This is a genomic window from Streptomyces sp. NPDC050147 (assembly GCF_040660195.1).
GTDB lineage: Bacteria > Actinomycetota > Actinomycetes > Streptomycetales > Streptomycetaceae > Streptomyces.
The window spans coordinates 215634-231720 of record NZ_JBFALJ010000007.1; the positions used below are offsets into that span (position 1 = coordinate 215634).

Sequence of the window (16087 nt, forward strand, 5' to 3'; positions counted from 1 at the left end):
TCAGGACCGGGCCACGGCGGCCGGGGCGCGGGCCATTTCGACCGTGAACTGTGCTCCGGCGAGCAGCGCCAGATTGGACACCCAGAGCCACACCAAGAAGACGACCACTCCGGCCAGTGAGCCGTAGAGCTTGCCGTAGGTGCCGAACCCCGTGGCGTACAAGGTGAACAGGCCCGAGGACAGGAGCCACAGCAGCGCGGCGAGCAATCCGCCCGGCAGGCTGCGGCGCCATCCGCGCTCCGCGGGGGGCGCGTTACGGAAGAGGACGAGGACGAGCAGGACCACCAGGCACACCAGAGCGGGCCATTTCATGATGTTCCATACGGTTTGTCCCGCGTCGCCGACCCCGATGCTCCGTCCGACCGTCTGGACGAGCGAGCCGCTCAGTACGAGCAGGAGCGCGCTGGCGGCCAGCAGCGCGAGCAGCGCGAGGGCGGTCACCAGGACCCGGTGCGCCTTGCGCCACACGGGCCGGGTGTCCTTCACGCCGTGCATCGCGTGCAGCGCCCGGCGGAAGACGGCCGCGTAACTGGAGGCGGACCACAGCGCGCTGACCGCTCCACCGATCACCACCGTCACGGCAGCGGCATGCGCCTCGGCCATCTCGGTGAGCGCCTCGTCCAAGGCGCCGCCCGACTGCGCGGGTGCCCAGTCGGCGACCTCGGCTATGAGCGATTGCGTGGTGTCGGGGCTGACCAGGCTGATCAGGCTGGCGGTGACCAGGAGAGCGGGCAGCAGGGCGAGGATCGCGTAGTACGTCAGGGCCGCGGCCCAGTCCGACACGTCGTCGTTCCACATCGCCACCGGGGTGCGGCGCAGCGCGGCTGCCCGCCTCGCCCAGGGCGAGGGGACTCCGGTCGGCCGGGCGGGGGCGGCAAGCGCGCCGGACCCACCCGGGACGGGGGCGCGTCCCGCGCCCTCAGGCGTAGCGGAACTGTCCATGCGGCTACTCCTCGTTGTCTCCTGCGGACCGCGCACTGCGCCGTCTTCCCGGTTCGACCCCTTGGACACGTGTCGCCCGGGTCCGTCACGCGGAAGCGGGCGGAAAGTAATCTTCCCCTTCCCGTCACCCGTGGCCTACGGCGGGTCCGCGCACGTCAGCCGTAGGCGGAGGTAGCCGTTCGGTTACATCGCGGACAGGGCTGTGACGCGGGCGGGGGCAACGGACCCGGGGTGTCGCGGGTCGTACGTGGTGTGAGGGGCAGGCTGGCTGCCCTTCCGAGAACGGGGAGTTGACCATGACGAGTGTTCGCATGAGCCGAGGACTGTGTGCTCTGGGTGCCGCGGTGGCAGTGGCGGGTGTGGTGGCCGGTACCAGTCCGGCGGCCGCCGCCGGTTCGCCCCGGTTCCTGGCGCCGGCCGAACTGCCGCCGCACGCGTCGTCGGCGTGGACCGCGGGGCCGGTGACCGCGGGACAGCCCGACCCGCTGCCGATGTGTGTGGGGGAGGCCCTGCCGTCGATCTCGGTGCACCGCGCCTATCGCACGGACTACGACACCGGCGCGCTCCAGGTGACGGTGGTCGAACGCAGCGAGCAGCGTGCCAAGGACTTCGCGGCCCTGCTGCGCAAGGATCTCCAGGACTGCTCGAAGAAAGTGATGGAGGAGAACCCCGACGTCACCGCTGCCCAGAAGTACTACGGAAAGCTGAACGTCGAGGAAGGCGCCCACGTCTACGGCGTCCACACCGAGGCCACGACGGGCTCTTCCGACATCAACATGTTCTCGGTCGGCCGTGACGGCAATACGGTGACGGTCGTCCAGTGGGGACAGATGGGCAATTTCGCCCACGCGCAGGTGGCGGACTTCAAGGCCACGACCATCAAGGCCGTCAAGAAGCTCTACTGAAGGAACCGCCGCTGACCCGGCGAGAGCGAATCAGTGCCGCCGATGCCGTCCATCGTCTCGACCGATGGGCGGCATCGCCGTGCAACACGGCTGCCGCGGAGGCTGGTTGGGAGGGGCAGGGCTGATGGTCGCGACGGACGACAGGGGAGTGCCGCGCGTACTTTTCCGCCCGGTTCGGGACCCCCTACTTCCAGCCAGACTAAGGTTAGGCTAACCTGCACGCCGTGAGATCAGGTGAACGCGCAGGTAGCGCAACACGTCCGCGCGGTCACGAACTGTCCGCCGAGCACATGACTGTGTCGTACGACGGCGTAGACGTCGTCCACGATGCCGCCATCCAGCTCAGGCCCGGCGAAGTGACGGCCCTCGTCGGCCCGAACGGGAGCGGTAAGTCGACACTGCTGCGCAGCGTCGCCCGCCTGCAGGGCGCCCGGCGCGGAACGCTGACCCTCGACTCCGGCACGGCCGAGGCAGCCGACGGCTTCGACCTCACCGCGCGCCAGTTCGCCCGGCGCGTCGCGCTCCTGACCCAAGGACGCCCGACGCCCGGCGGCCTGACCGTCCGTGACGTCGTGGAGTTCGGCCGCTACCCCTACCGGGGCCGCTGGGGCCAGGCGGATGCCGGGGGCGCGGCCGTGGTGGAGCGCGTGCTCGCCATGACCGGCGTCGACGGCCTCGCCGACCGCGCCGTCGACCAACTCTCCGGCGGACAGCTGCAGCGGGTCTGGCTCGCCAGCTGCCTCGCCCAGGAGACCGGCGTGCTCCTCCTGGACGAGCCGACCACCTACCTCGACCTGCGCTACCAGATCGAACTCCTCGACCTGATGCGTGACCTCGCGGACGACGGCGGCATCGCCGTCGGCGTCGTCCTGCACGACCTCGACCAGGCGGCCGCCGTCGCCGACCGCATCGCCCTGCTCGACGCCGGGCGCATCGTCGCCGACGGCGCCCCCGAAGACGTACTGCTGCCCGAGCGCCTCTCCGAGACGTACGGCATCCGCATCGAGGTCGACACAGACCCCCTCACCGGCCGGCTGCGCACCCGCGCGATAGGCCGCCACCACAGCAGAAGCGAAAGGCTCCACACCTCCTCATGAGACGCCCCCTCATCGCCGCGGCGGCCGCCAGCGCCGTGGCCCTCGTCCTGTCCGGCTGCGGCACCTCCGAGCCCGCCGAGACCAGCTCGGACAAGAAGGCCGAACCGATCACCGTCACCGACGCCAACGGCGCGGAGGTGAAGCTCGACGGACCGGCCAAGAAGGTCGTCGGTACCGAGTGGAACGTCGTCGAGTCCATGGTCACGCTCGGCGTGGACCCCGTCGGTGTCGCCGACGTCAAGGGCTACAAGGCGTGGGACTCCGCCGTCCCGCTCACGAACGACCCCAAGGACATCGGCACCCGCGGTGAGCCGAGCATGGACACGCTCGCCGGTCTCACCCCGGACCTCATCGTCACCACGACCGACATGTCGGCCTCCGCGGTGAAGCAGATGAAGAAGGTCGCCCCCGTCCTCCAGGTCAAGGCCGCCGACGGCTCCGACCAGGTCGGCCAGATGATGGACACGCTCGACGTCATCGCCAAGGCCACCGGCACGACCGGCGAGGCCAAGAAGGCCAAGGAGTCGTACGAGGCGAAGGTCGCCGAAGGCAAGAAGGCGCTGAAGGAGGCCAAGCTCGACGGCTCGAAGATCGCCATGGCCGACGGCTACGCCGCCTCCAACCAGGTCTCCCTGCGCGGCTACACCAGCAACTCCCTGCTCGGCGCCGTCAACGAGGACCTCGGCCTCAAGAACGCCTGGAAGATCAAGGGCGACAAGGACTACGGGCTCGCCACCACGGACGTCGAGGGCCTCACCGCGCTCGGCGACGACGTGAAGTTCGTCCACATCGGCAACAAGACCGACGACAGCTCCGACGTGTTCACCGACGAGCTCGCCGACAACTCCGTCTGGAAGTCGCTGCCGTTCGTCAAGGACGACGAGGTCCACCGCCTGCCCGACGGCATCTGGATGTTCGGCGGACCCGGGGCGATGGAGGCGTACATCGACGCCCTCATCGACAGCCTGAAGAAGTAGGAGACCGTGGCCGTCACCGCAACGCCCTCAGCCACGCCCGAGCGCGCGGTCGCGTCCCCGACGGGCGCGGTCGCGGTGACGGCCGGCCTGGTTCTTCTGGTCGCCGTTCTCGCCGTCATCGACATCACGCAAGGCACCGCGTCCGTCGGCCCCGGCCAGGTCTGGAAGGCCCTCACCGGCCAGGCCGAGCAGGGCGACTCCTCCGTGGTCATCGCCTCCCGCATGCCGCGCATGGTCGCCGGGATACTCGTCGGCGTCGCGCTCGGCGCGGCGGGCGCCACCCTGCAGGCCGTCAGCCGCAATGTGCTCGCCGCACCGGACACCCTCGCCGTCAACGCCGGTTCGTACCTCGCGGTCACCATCCTGGTCGCCAGCGGTGCCACGGCGCCGTTGCTCGCCTCGTCGGGAGTGGCGTTCGTCGGCGGTCTCGCCGCGGCCGCCGTCGTCCTCGCACTCGCGGGACGGGGCGCCGGAACGGTTCGCCTCGTCCTGGCGGGCAGCGCGCTCGCCCTCGGACTCAACGCCATCACCGAGGCGTTGCTCCTGCTCTTCCCCGAACGGACCGAGGGCCTCTACCAGTGGGGCCAGGGGAGCATCAGCCAGAACGGGTTCGACGGCGTGACCCAGATGGCGCCCGTCATCGTGGCGGCACTGGCCGGCCTCCTGCTGATCGCCCGCCGCATCGACGCCCTGGCGCTCGGCGACGACGCCGCGCACGGGCTCGGCATCCCGGTCCGCGGCACGCGCGTCACGTCCGTCGTCCTCGCGTCGCTGCTCGCTGCCGCGACGGTGACGCTGGCGGGGCCGATCGCCTTCGTGGGGCTGTGCGCACCGGCTCTCGTGCGGCCACTGGCCGGTCGTTTCCGCGCACTTGTACGCCACCGGACCCGTATCCCCGTCGCGGGTCTCGTGGGCGCCGCCCTCGTGCTTGGCTCCGACGTACTCCTGCGCGCCGTGACGTCATCCCAGACCGCCGTCACCGTGCCCACGGGCGTCATCACAAGCGTCGTCGGCGCCGCGTTCCTCGTCGTCATGGCGATGCGCACCCGCGACGGCGCCAACGCCACCCCGCCGGACCGGCTGCGCATCCCCAGCCGCACGGCCTACGTCATCACCGTGGTGCTCCTCGTGGGCGCGCTGGTCGGCGTCACGATCGCCGCGGTGCTCGTCGGGGACAGCACGTTCCTGCTCGGCGACGTCGTCAACTGGGTCCGCGGGCAGTCGGGCCAGGCCATCACCTTCGTACTCGACACCCGCGTGCCACGTGTGTTCGCCGCGCTCCTCGCGGGCGCCGCGCTCGCGTTGTCCGGCACGCTCGTGCAGTCCGTGACCCGCAATCCGCTCGCGGAACCAGGCACCCTCGGCGTGTCCGGCGGAGCGGCGCTCGGCGCCATCCTCCTTGTCACCTCGGCGCCGGGCTCCGGACCGTGGGGCATCGCGGGCGCCGCGTTCGCCGGCGCCGCGGTCAGTTCCGCGGTCGTCTTCGGACTCGCGGCGAAGGGCGGCTTCCAGAACAGCAGGCTCGTCCTGGTCGGCATGGGCGTGTCAACGGGAACGCTGGCGCTGATCAGCCTGGTCATCGTGCTCACCGACCGGTTCAGCGCGACCAAGGCGCTGATCTGGCTCTCGGGCTCCACCTATGGACGCACCGGCACCGACATCCTGCCGGTTGCGGCCGTGCTCGTGGCCGCGACGGTCGTGGCGCTCGCCCGCCGCAAGGAACTGGACCTCGTGTCGCTCGACGAGGACACCCCGCGGCTCCTGGGCCTCGATCTGGCCCGCGGACGCCTCGGCTTCCTCGTGGTGAGCGTGCTGCTCACCGCCACCGCGGTGGCCGCGGCGGGCACCATCGGCTTCGTGGGGCTCGTGGCGCCGCACGCGGCACGCGCGCTGGTGGGCCGGCGCCACCTACGGGTCGTCCCGGTCGCGATACTGCTCGGCGCGTCCCTCGTCTGCCTCGCGGACCTGCTGGGCCGGACCGTGATCGCCCCGGCCCAACTGGGCGCGGGACTCATGACGGCGGTCGTCGGGACGCCCTACTTCGTGTACCTGCTGGTGCGCAGCCGTCGATGACGGACAGCGGCCCCGCCGCGACGGGGGGACGCGGCGGGACCTAGTGGTCGGGTGCCCCGGAAAACGCGGTTCACGCCTCCGGATTTCGGCCGCGGCCCGCACCGTCTGCCGCCGGGGCGGGCGGCAGACGGTGTTCCAGGGTGGGCGTCCGGCCCCGGTGCCGGTGGGTGCCCGATCGTCAGAGCCGCGACGGGGCCTGGGTGTCGGGGCTCTCGGTCCCGGAAGGGGCCATCGGAGACGTCTTCATGAGGACCGCCTCCGTACCGCTGTCGTTGTGCCGCATCGCCCAGTTCTCCAGTGTCGTACGGCAGGCGTGGTCCAGATGCCGCACGGCGGTCAGGTCCAGCTCGATGGGCTGGTCCTTGGGCAGGGCCTCCAGTGTCTCCAGGATGCGGGGCAGGCGCAGGAACGTGGCGTTGCCCGTGAGGGTGACGACCATCCTGCCGCCGGTCAACTCCCGTACGTCCAGGTGCACATGAGAGGTGTCCCAGGCGGACTTGACCACCGCGAGCACCAGGCCGAGCACCACGCCCTCGAACATGTTGGTCACCACGATGGCGACCGCGGTGGTGACGAGCACCAGGGCCTCGCCCCGGTGGGCGCGGGCGAGCGGGACTATCTCCTTGACGGGGATCAGCTTGCAGCCCGCGTGGACCAGGACGCCGGCGAGCGCCGCCAGCGGGATGATGCCGAGCGCGGCCGGGAACAGCACGGCGAACAGCAGCAGCCACGCGCCGTGCAGGACGCGGGAGAGCGGAGTGCGTGCGCCGGCCTGGACGTTGGCCGAACTGCGGACGATGACCGCCGTCATCGGCAGCGCGCCGAGGACGCCGCATGTGGCGTTGCCGATGCCCTGGGCGACGAGTTCCTTGTCGTACTGGGTGCGGGGCCCGTCATGCATGCGGTCGACGGCCGCGGCACTGAACAAGGATTCGGCCGACGCGATGAGGGTGAAAGCGAGGACCGTGCCGAGCACGGCCACGCTGCCCAGGGCCGCCAGGTCGCCGAGCCCCGGCGGCTGAATGGCGTCGACCAGACCGCGTACCGTCACGTTGGTCACGTCCAGGCGCAGCCCGGCGGCCACGGCTGTGGCCAGGGCGACGGCGGCCAGCGGGGCGGGCACCACGCGCGCGGCGGCGGGCAGCTTCGGCCAGAGCATGAGCACGGCGATGGTGCCAAGGCCCAGCGCCGCGGCGGTCAGTGAGGCGGTGTCGCCGAGTACGTCGACCAGCAGTCCGGGCAGCCCGGCCAGCTTGTCGATCCCGGAGCGTGGCTGCTCGGCGCCGGCCATGGTGTAGAGCTGGCCGAGGATCAGTACGAGTCCGATGCCCGCCAGCATGCCCTGCACGACGGACACGGAGATGGCGCGGAACCACCGGCCGCAGCGCAGCAGGCCGAGGATGATCTGCAGGGCGCCGGTGAGGAGCACGATGGCGCCGAGCATGCCGAGCCCGAACTCCTGCACCGCCTCGAAGACGAGCACGGTCAGCCCTGCGGCGGGCCCGCTCACCTGCAGGGCGCTGCCCGGCAGGAAGCCGACGACCAGGCCGCCGACGATGCCGGTGACCAGGCCGAGTTCGGCGGGCACGCCGGAGGCGACGGCCACGCCGACGCACAGGGGCAGGGCGACGAGGAAGACGACGAGCGAGGCGAGGAAGTCCTGGCGCCGGACGCCCGGTTCACGCAGTGGGCGGTAGGGGGAGCGGAGAGAAGAGAGGAAAGAGGACATGAGGGTGGGAAGTCCTGTCGTGGGAGCCGGCCGGTCGGTGGGGGGTGGCAGCTCTCACAGCGGATCGAACGCCGGCCGGTCGTCGAACGACCGGCGGTGGGCGGTCACGAGGCCTGTGTGTACCTCGTAGTACCAGGCGTGCAGGGTCAGCGAGCCGTCGTCGACGCGCTCTGTCACGCAGGGGTACGCGCGCAGCCTCTCCACTTGGGCGAGCACGTGTGTCTGCACGGCTTCGGCGACGTCGGCGGAGGCCTGGGCGGTCTGGCCGAGGGAGCGCAGGGCGGCGTCGGGGGTGACGGAGTGGTTGAGCCAGTCGCGCACGGCCGGTACGGCCGACAGGTCCTCGCCGCGCACCAGGGCGCCTACCGCGCCGCAGTGCGAGTGTCCGCAGACGACGATGTCGCGGACTCCGAGCACGCACACCGCGTACTCGATGGTGGCCGCCTCGCTCATGGGGTGGCTGTCCCGGCCGGCGTCGTTGCCGGCAGGGTAGGGGGGTACGACGTTGCCAGCCGTACGGAGTTCGAAGAGTTCGCCGGGGCGTGCGCCGGTGATCAGGGCGGGTACGACGCGTGAGTCGGAGCACGTGACGAACAGGGCTTCGGGCGATTGCCCGCGCCCGAGGGCCTGGAAGGCCGCGGCGTTTTGCCGGGCCGCGACGTGCGTCGCGGCGAAGGAACGGGCGTTGTCGATCAGGGACTTCATTACTGGCCTGCCTCCTGCGTCGCTGCGGCGGAGCCGGGACGCGGTGTGGTCGGGTCGATGGTGACAGTGAGGCGGCGCGGACCGCTGAAGAACAGCGGGCACCGCGTCGCCTCGGATACAGCCTGCACGGAAGCTGTGTCTCTCACTTTGCCATCGTATTAACCTCTGATGACAGAGCAAAAATTTGCCAAAAATTGAGTAATTAACGCCCCTGAGCTGGCAGTTAGTCGAAACCTCAACCGTTGGTCAAGGCTTTACGTGGAGATCATGTGGAGCCCACGAGGTGATTCCGTTCCCAGGCCATTGCAGGCGCGACGACACTCCAGCGGCTCGACCCGTCATAGGTGAACATCCCCGGGAGCGAGCGACCTCAAGCCGCCCCGCCGTCGATGCCCATGTCCTCGCCGATCATGTCCTGCTCGGCGTCATCCTCCGCATCCCCGTTCGACCCGTCGTCCGGAGCGAACAGGCGTCCGTCGCTGGTGTCTCCCACCTTCGCGTCTTCGACCGGCTCGCCGATGGTGTCGGTCGTGTCGCCGATGCCGAGGTCGACCTCGGCGGGGTCGGGGACCTCGAGCGCGGGGTCAGGTCGCTCCTCGGAGAGGCGTTCGGCCAGGCTCTCGCCCTCCTGCTGCTCCTGGGCGGTGGTGCCGGTGTGGGCCACTCCCAGGGGGCGCTCGGGAGGCGACCAGCCCTCGTCGTACGGATCCGTCCCGCGGTCGCTGAGCGTGTCCTCCGCGTCGAGGATGCCCTCGTCCTCACGGACATCCTCCACGTCCGGCTGGTAGACCTCGTCGCCCATGACCTCGTCGATTCCCACGGTGCTCGTCCTCCTTCATGCGCGACCGCTGCTGCCTTGCCGTGTATCCACCTCGATCCAGAACACACGTTCCGGCCCGCGGAGAGAGACGTGGCCAGAGTCCTGAGCGATGTGGGAGAGAAGGGCGGGGCGCCGGGGGACGGCCGGTCACCGCGTTTCCGGTGGGCGCCACTCAAGGAGCAACAGCGTCGCGTCGTCGCGCAATTGGTTGTCCTGCCGGTCGAGGATGGAGTGGATGAGCTGACGCAGGGCTTCGGGTGCCGGTTCGCCGGCGGCGGTCGCGCGGATGATGCTGTCCGTGAACCGCTCCAGGCCGAACTGGGCTCCGCCCCCGGTCCGCAGCTCGGTGACGCCATCGGTGTACATGAGCACTCGGTCACCCGGTTCGAGCGCCTGCTCGTGGACCTCCCACGCCACGCCCGCCAACTGGGCGGGCGTCCCTATGGGCGGCTGGGCCGGCCGCTCCAGCGCGCGTTCGAGCACGCGATGGTCCCGGATCAGCAGGGGAGGCGGATGCCCGCAGTTGCACCAGCGCAGAATGCCCTGGGCCAGGTCGACCTGGGCGAGGATCCCCGTGCAGAACTGCTCGGGCAGCCACTCGGCCAGCGCGTTCTGAACGGTGTCGACGAGCTCGGGCAGCTCCGCCCCCGCGCGCCGCGCGTTGCGGCAGCCGGCCATGGCCACGGCGGTCGTCAGTCCCGACGCGAGGTTGTGGCCCATGGCGTCCAGGATCGCCACGTGCAGGGTCGACGGGGTCAGTGAGTGGTCGAAGGCGTCGCCACCGATCTCGTACGCCGGTTCGAGAACGGCCGTGGAGATCACATGGGAGTTGCCGATCGTCCTGGGCGGCAGGAAGGCCCGGAGCATCTCGGCGGGCAGCCGCATGATCTCGGACCGGGTCCTGCGCGCGAAGCTGTCGCTCGACGCCCGCTTCGAGGTGATCGTCATGGCCAGGACGGACGCCAGCATGCGGCAGCGGCGCAGCAGCGCGACATCGAGGGCCGCGGCCGTGGCACCGATCACGCCGAGGCGTTCACAGCCGTCGATCAGCGGCAGCCAGGCGACGATCCTGCCGTGGGCGAGTTCCTCCACGCGCAGCGAGTGCGCCCGGTAGGCCGAACCGGCGACGGAGGTGTCCACACCGAGGGTGGCTGGCCCCTCGGCCAGCGGCACCAGGTCCCGCTGCTGGATGTCCACGAGGTACACGTCGATCCGGTCAAGACCCACGGCGTCGGCGAAGCGCCGCGCCAGGGCGGGAAGCTCCATCGCCGACGCCGCGTGCGCCGATGCGAGCAACTGCTCGAACAACTGCTCCCCGGGACCGGGCTGCCGGGGACCCGGCTTCCCCGCGCCGGGGCTCTCGTGGCCGTGGCTTTCGAAACCCGGGTCCCCGGGTCCGGGCTCCCTGGCATGGCTCGACATGTGTGATCACCGCCTCATCAGCAGTCTCACACCGGGCTCCGGTTCCCGCCCGGCTTCGGGCGGGCGGCGCGCCCATTTCGCCTACACCCGCCGGATTTCCGGCCTCCCGCCCTGTCCCCGGTGCACCGGGTGGGTCGTCTCAGCGGTTGACCCCGGTCCCCGGAGACCCGCACGCGCAGCGTAAGGTCGCGGACCGGCCGCATGCGGCCGAACTGAACCATTACAGTCACCCGAGAAGGAGCTGCTGGTCATGCCAGCCAATGACGCCGCTGAGGCGCCGATCTACGAGAACCTCGTCCAGGAACACGGCGACGTCCTCGCGACAGCCCGCAAGGCCGCCGAGGAGACCCAGCAGAGAGCCGAGGCCGTCCTTGACTTCAGGGGACCGGTCACGGTCGTCCCAGAGACCCCGTCCGCCGAACCCGCGGCGTAGGCGTCGTTCCGGGGCGGGGAGGGCCCCGGCCCTCACATGCCCCGCCGCCCTTTGTGGGCGACGCTGGAAGCACACGTATGCCGTCGTAGTCCGTGACGGCCGGAGGTGCTGATGGATCCCGTCGAGGCGCTGGAACGGATCGCCTTCCTGCTGGAGCGCGGCCGTGCCCCGACCTATCGGGTGCGGGCCTTTCGCACCGCGGCCGCCGTGGTGGGCGCTCTGGCCGATGGCGAGGCCGCGCGGCGCGTCGCGGACGGGTCCCTGGAGTCGCTCAAGGGGATCGGCCCCAAGACCGCCGGCGTGATCAGCGAGGCGCTGACCGGTGACGTGCCGCGGTATCTGGAGCGGCTCGAAGGCGAGGCGGACGCCCCGCTCGTCGGGGGCGGCGCCGAGCTGCGGGCACTCCTGCGCGGCGACTGTCACCTGCACTCCGACTGGTCCGACGGCGGCAGCCCGATCGAGGAGATGGGCCGTGCGGCCCAGGCGATCGGCCACGAGTGGGCCGTGCTCACCGACCACTCGCCACGGCTGACCATCGCGCGCGGCCTCTCGCCGGAGCGGCTGCGCGAGCAGCTGGCGGTGGTGGCGGAGCTGAACGAGCGCTGGGCGCCCTTCCGGCTGCTCACGGGCATCGAGTGCGACATCCTCGACGACGGTTCCCTCGACCAGGAGCCGGAGCTGCTCGACCAGTTGGACCTGGTGGTCGTCTCCGTCCACTCCAAGCTGCGGATGGACGCCGCCGCGATGACGCGCCGTATGGTCGCCGCCGTGAGCAATCCCCGTGCCGATGTGCTCGGTCACTGCACCGGCCGTCTTGTCACCGGGCGCGGCAGGCCGGAGTCGCAGTTCGACGCGGACGAGGTGTTCGGCGCGTGCGCGGCCGCGGGCACGGCGGTGGAGATCAACAGCCGCCCGGAGCGGCTCGACCCGCCACGCAGGCTGCTGCGCCAGGCCGTGGCCGCCGGGGTGCTGTTCTCCGTGGACACCGACGCGCACGCGCCGGGGCAGCTGGACTGGCAGGTGATCGGGTGCGAGCGGGCCGAGGAGTGCGGGGTGCCCGCCGAGCGCGTGGTGACGACCTGGACGGCGGAGAAGCTGCTGGCCTGGACGAGGGAGAAGCGGGCCGCGGCCTGAGCGGGGCGCGATGGCGGTGCGTTCGGCTCGGAGCCCGCCTTCCGCCGAGAGCTCACCTTCGGCTCGGAGCCGCCGCCTTCGTGCAGAGTCCGCCTCCGTTCAGAGACCGGCCGCCAGCAGCCGGTCCGGCGTGAGCGGCAGTTCGCGCAGCCGCAGGCCGGTGGCGTGGTGCACCGCGTTGCCGATGGCCGCGGCCGTCCCGACGATGCCGATCTCCCCGATCCCCTTGCTGCCCATGGGGTTGAGGTGGGGGTCGTCCTCGTCGATCCAGTGCGCCTCGATCGCGGGTACGTCCGCGTTGACCGGTACGTGGTAGGAGGCGAGGTCGGCCTCAGCGAAGTCACCGAAGGTCGCGTCCATGGTGCTGCTCTCGGTCAGCGCCATGCCCAGACCCATCGTCATCGCCCCGATGAACTGCGAGCGCGCGGTACGGGCGTTGAGGATGCGCCCGGCCGCGTAGACCCCAAGGAGTCGGCGCACCCTGACCTCGCCGGACACCCTGTCGACGCCTACCTCGGCGAAGTGGGCGCCGAAGGCATGGCGGGCGTAGGCGCTGTCCGCGTCGGCGTCGCCCTTGGTGTCGGCGGTGGCACCGACGCCCTCCGGGGGCAGCTGCTGGCCCTGCTGTCCGGCCAGGCGGGCGGCCAGTCGCGTACAGGCCTCGTGGACCGCCCAGCCCCAGGAGGCCGTCCCGGAGGAACCGCCCGCCAGGGGTGCGCTCGGCAGGTCGCTGCTGCCGATGTCGGCGCGTACGGAGTCCAGCGGGACGCCGAGCACGTCGGCGGCGACCTGGGCGAGCACGGTGCGGGCGCCGGTGCCGATGTCGGTCGCGTTGACGCGGACCACGAAACTGCCGTCGGGGTAGGCGTGCGCGCTCGCCCGGCTCGGTGCGACGACCACCGGGTACGTGGCCGCGGCGACCCCGCTGCCGACGAGCACGTGGCCCTGTGCGCACGACCGGGGGCTCGGGTCGCGTTCGGACCAGCCGAAGCGACGGGCGCCCTCGCGCAGGCACTCGGCGAGGTGACGGCTGCTGAAGGGCTTGGCGGAGTCGGGCTCTGTGGGGGTGTCGTTGAGCAGGCGCAGTTCGACGGGGTCCATGTTGAGGGTCGAGGCGAGTTCGTCCATCGCCGACTCCAGCGCGTACATGCCGGGCGCCTCGCCCGGGGCTCGCATCCAGGAGGGGCTCGGCACATCGAGGGGCACCACGCGGTGGGTGGTGCGGGCGTGCGGCGAGGGGTACATGACGCGCGTGGCGGCGGCGGCCGTCTCGACGAACTCCTTGACACGAGAGGTGTGCGCGGTCACCTCGTGGATCACGGCGGTCAGCCTGCCGTCCCTCTCCGCGCCCAGCCGCAGCCGGTTGAGGGTGGGCGAGCGGTGCCCCACCACGGCCGCCAACTGGCGCCGTGGCAGGGCGAGTTTGACGGGCCGCCCGGTCGCGCGGGCGGCCATGGAGGCCAGCACCACGTGCGGGCGTGGCGTGCCCTTGGAGCCGAAGCCGCCGCCGACGTGTTCGGAGACGACCGTGATCTGTTCCTTGGACAGGGTGAACAGGGCCGCCAGGGTGTCGCGGACGGTGGTGGCGCCCTGGCTGCTGTCGTGCACGGTCAACCGCTCGTCCTGCCACTGTGCGGTGGCCGCGTGCGGCTCCATGGGGTGGTTGTGCAGCGGCGGCACCCGATAGGTGACGTCGACGCGCGAGGGCGCGGCGTCGAAGGCGCTTTCCGCGTCGCCACGGACGTGCTCTCCCGATGTGCCGTCCTGGTCCTCGGGTACGAAGGCCTCGGGATGGTCGGCCTTCAGGGTGACGTCGTGCGGTTCCTCGGTGTAGCTGACCCGGATGTCCGCGGCGCCTTCGCGTGCCGCCTCCAGAGTGTCGGCGACGACGAGCGCGACGTACCAGCCCCGGTGCGGAACGCGCGCGTTCTGCAGCACGTCGAGCGTCGCGTCGTCCGGCTTCTGCAGGCGCGGCGCGTTCAGATGGGTGAGGACCTCGATGACGCCGGGCAGTTCCCGGGCCGCCGTGTCGTCGACGGCGCTGACCGAGCCGCGCGCGACCGTGGCGGGCACCGGCCAGGCGTAGGCGCAGCCTTCGGGGGTGTGCTCGGCGGCGTAGAGGGCGACCCCGGTCACCTTCTGGGGCCCCTCCCTGCGCTCGGCGGGCGACCCGAGGGCGCTGACGGTGTCCGGCATGGGGTTCTCCCTGGAAACGGAGGACAGAGGGGGCTGGGTTCAGGCAACGGGGGGCGCGTCCGCCAGGTGCCGAAGGACGTCGCAGGCGAGGTCGCGGGCGAGGCGCACCTTGAACGCGTTGTCACGCAGCGGCTCGGCCGCGGAGAGCTCGGCGTCCATGGCCCGCTGGAACGCCTGGTCGCTCGGCGCGCCGCCCTGCAGTGTCTCCTCGGCACGCCGGGCGCGCCAGGGCCGGTGGGCCAGGCCGCCGAACGCGATGCGCACCTGGCGTACGACGGAGTCCTCGACGTGCAGGACCACGGCCACGGAGGCGAGCGCGAACGCGTACGAGGCGCGGTCACGGGCCTTGCGGTAGGCGCAGGGCAGTCCCGCCATGGCGGGCGGGAGCAGTACGCCGGTGATCAGCTCGCCGGGTGCGATCTGGGTGTCCTGATCGGGACGGTCGCCGGGCAGGCGGTGGAACTCGGCGACGGGAAGGGTGCGTCGGCCCCGTACACCGTGCAGCTCCACCTGGGCGTCGAGCGCGGCGAGCGCGACCGCCATGTCGGAGGGGTGCGTGGCGATGCACTCCGATGAGTGCCCGAGGACCGCGTGATCGCGGTGGACGCCGTCGCGCGCGCCGCAGCCGGTGCCGGGCTCACGCTTGTTGCACGGCTTGCCCAGGTCCTGGAAGTAGGGGCAGCGGGTGCGCTGGAGCAGGTTGCCGCCGGTCGTGGCGGTGTTGCGCAACTGGCCCGACGCTCCCGCGAGCAGTGCCTGGGCCAGCACCGGGTAGCGGTCACGCACCAGCGGGTGGGCGGCGAGGTCGCTGTTGCGCACCGTCCCGCCGGCGCGGACGGACCCGTCGGACAGCTCCTCCACCGCGTCCAGCGGCAGCCTGCTGACGTCGATCAGCGTCCCGGGGCGTTCGACGCCCAGCTTCATCAGGTCGACGAGATTGGTGCCGCCGCCCAGATAGCGGGAGCCGGGGCGGCCCGCGTGGGCGGCGGTCGCCTCCTCGACGCTGTAGGCGCGCACGTACCGGAAGGGCTTCACCGGGTCACGTCCTCGACGGCCTCGACGATGTGCGGATAGGCGCCGCAGCGGCACAGGTTGCCGCTGAGCCGCTCACGGATCTCGTCCCGGGTCAGCTCCACGGGGGCGCTGGTGTCCGCGCCCGGGTCGGTCACGTGCGAGGCGTGGCCCGCCGCGGCCTCCGCCACGGCGCCGACGGTCGAACAGATCTGGCCCGGTGTGCAGTAGCCGCACTGGAAGGCATCGCGTTCCAGGAAGGCGCGCTGCACGGGGTGCAGCCCCTCGCCGTCGTCGGCGCGCAGCCCTTCGACGGTGGTGATGTCGGACCCCTCGTGGGCGACGGCCAGCAGCAGACAGCTGTTGGCGCGGCGCCCGTCGACCAGGACGGTGCAGGCACCGCACTGGCCGTGGTCACAGCCCTTCTTGGCGCCGGTGAGGCCCAGCTGCTCGCGCAGGACGTCGAGCAGCGTCGAACGGTGGTCGACGGTGAGACGGCACGGTGTGCCGTTCACCGTCAGAGGCACTTGCGACCGGAACACATCGGTCCCCATGGCGCTCTGCTCCCTCGTCGAAGCGTGATCTGCGGTTGACCGCGTAACCAGCCTGAGTCAGGACACACGTTCCGGCATGTCGCGCGCGC

General features: G+C 71.5%; 15 protein-coding genes. 6 read left to right on the forward strand and 9 right to left on the reverse strand.

The features are described from left to right. Entirely contained in the window at positions 1 to 942 is a 942-nt protein-coding gene (locus tag AB0I94_RS14110) for a YihY/virulence factor BrkB family protein (protein WP_363309791.1), read from the reverse strand. A 296-nt stretch (positions 943 to 1238) separates the two neighbouring features. Between AB0I94_RS14110 and AB0I94_RS14115 the strand changes: the two genes are divergently transcribed. The 4 genes from AB0I94_RS14115 (at position 1239) to AB0I94_RS14130 (ending at position 5994) form a co-directional block, all read left to right on the forward strand. Continuing rightward, positions 1239 to 1847 (forward strand): hypothetical protein, encoded by a 609-nt coding sequence (locus tag AB0I94_RS14115; RefSeq protein WP_363309792.1) that lies wholly within the window; start codon positions 1239 to 1241, stop codon positions 1845 to 1847. Positions 1848 to 2071: 224 nt separating this feature from the next. Further along, the gene (locus AB0I94_RS14120) at positions 2072 to 2944 is read left to right on the forward strand and encodes an ABC transporter ATP-binding protein (protein ID WP_363309793.1); all 873 of its coding nucleotides are present in this window, start codon (positions 2072 to 2074) and stop codon (positions 2942 to 2944) included. Then, positions 2941 to 3921 carry an iron-siderophore ABC transporter substrate-binding protein gene (locus AB0I94_RS14125; protein ID WP_363309794.1) on the forward strand — a complete coding sequence of 327 codons (981 nt, stop codon included), beginning with the start codon at positions 2941 to 2943 and terminating at the stop codon, positions 3919 to 3921. The genes AB0I94_RS14120 and AB0I94_RS14125 overlap by 4 nt, the downstream gene beginning before the upstream one ends. 6 nt (positions 3922 to 3927) lie before the next feature. Beyond that, positions 3928 to 5994, forward strand: coding sequence for an iron ABC transporter permease (locus AB0I94_RS14130; protein ID WP_363309795.1), 2067 nt, complete (start codon positions 3928 to 3930; stop codon positions 5992 to 5994). A gap of 178 nt (positions 5995 to 6172) precedes the next feature. On the opposite strand, the gene AB0I94_RS14135 is transcribed toward AB0I94_RS14130, so the two are convergent. The 5 genes from AB0I94_RS14135 to AB0I94_RS14155 all read right to left on the reverse strand — a co-directional run bounded on the left by AB0I94_RS14135 (position 6173) and on the right by AB0I94_RS14155 (position 10670). Next, positions 6173 to 7723: a SulP family inorganic anion transporter gene (locus AB0I94_RS14135; protein ID WP_363309796.1), complete on the reverse strand. Its 1551-nt coding sequence runs from the start codon at positions 7721 to 7723 to the stop codon at positions 6173 to 6175. 54 nt (positions 7724 to 7777) lie between these two features. Beyond that, positions 7778 to 8428: a carbonic anhydrase gene (locus tag AB0I94_RS14140; RefSeq protein ID WP_363309797.1), complete on the reverse strand. Its 651-nt coding sequence runs from the start codon at positions 8426 to 8428 to the stop codon at positions 7778 to 7780. Then, complete coding sequence (locus AB0I94_RS14145; protein ID WP_363309798.1) at positions 8428 to 8574, reverse strand: hypothetical protein; 147 nt, start codon at positions 8572 to 8574, stop codon at positions 8428 to 8430. Before AB0I94_RS14145 ends, AB0I94_RS14140 begins: the two co-directional genes overlap by 1 nt. A gap of 224 nt (positions 8575 to 8798) precedes the next feature. Then, complete coding sequence (locus AB0I94_RS14150) at positions 8799 to 9230, reverse strand: DUF5709 domain-containing protein (protein WP_363309898.1); 432 nt, start codon at positions 9228 to 9230, stop codon at positions 8799 to 8801. A 165-nt stretch (positions 9231 to 9395) separates the two neighbouring features. Then, complete coding sequence (locus AB0I94_RS14155; RefSeq protein WP_363309799.1) at positions 9396 to 10670, reverse strand: PP2C family protein-serine/threonine phosphatase; 1275 nt, start codon at positions 10668 to 10670, stop codon at positions 9396 to 9398. A 250-nt stretch (positions 10671 to 10920) separates the two neighbouring features. Here AB0I94_RS14155 and AB0I94_RS14160 point away from each other — a divergent pair, with 250 nt between their 5' ends. Together AB0I94_RS14160 and AB0I94_RS14165 are read left to right on the forward strand one after the other, a co-directional pair. Then, positions 10921 to 11103, forward strand: a complete 183-nt coding sequence (locus AB0I94_RS14160) for a hypothetical protein (protein ID WP_363309800.1) — start codon at positions 10921 to 10923, stop codon at positions 11101 to 11103. Positions 11104 to 11214: 111 nt separating this feature from the next. Next, positions 11215 to 12237, forward strand: a complete 1023-nt coding sequence (locus AB0I94_RS14165) for a PHP domain-containing protein (protein ID WP_363309801.1) — start codon at positions 11215 to 11217, stop codon at positions 12235 to 12237. 99 nt (positions 12238 to 12336) lie between these two features. On the opposite strand, the gene AB0I94_RS14170 is transcribed toward AB0I94_RS14165, so the two are convergent. Genes AB0I94_RS14170 through AB0I94_RS14180 form a run of 3 tightly spaced genes read right to left on the reverse strand, consistent with a single transcriptional unit; the run spans position 12337 to position 15998 of the window. Continuing rightward, a complete protein-coding gene (locus AB0I94_RS14170; protein ID WP_363309802.1) occupies positions 12337 to 14433 on the reverse strand; it encodes a xanthine dehydrogenase family protein molybdopterin-binding subunit in 2097 nt (698 codons plus the stop codon). Positions 14434 to 14472: 39 nt separating this feature from the next. Next, complete coding sequence (locus AB0I94_RS14175) at positions 14473 to 15468, reverse strand: xanthine dehydrogenase family protein subunit M (protein ID WP_363309803.1); 996 nt, start codon at positions 15466 to 15468, stop codon at positions 14473 to 14475. Next, a complete protein-coding gene (locus tag AB0I94_RS14180; protein ID WP_363309804.1) occupies positions 15465 to 15998 on the reverse strand; it encodes a 2Fe-2S iron-sulfur cluster-binding protein in 534 nt (177 codons plus the stop codon). Before AB0I94_RS14180 ends, AB0I94_RS14175 begins: the two co-directional genes overlap by 4 nt. Between the last annotated feature and the right edge of the window lie 89 nt (positions 15999 to 16087).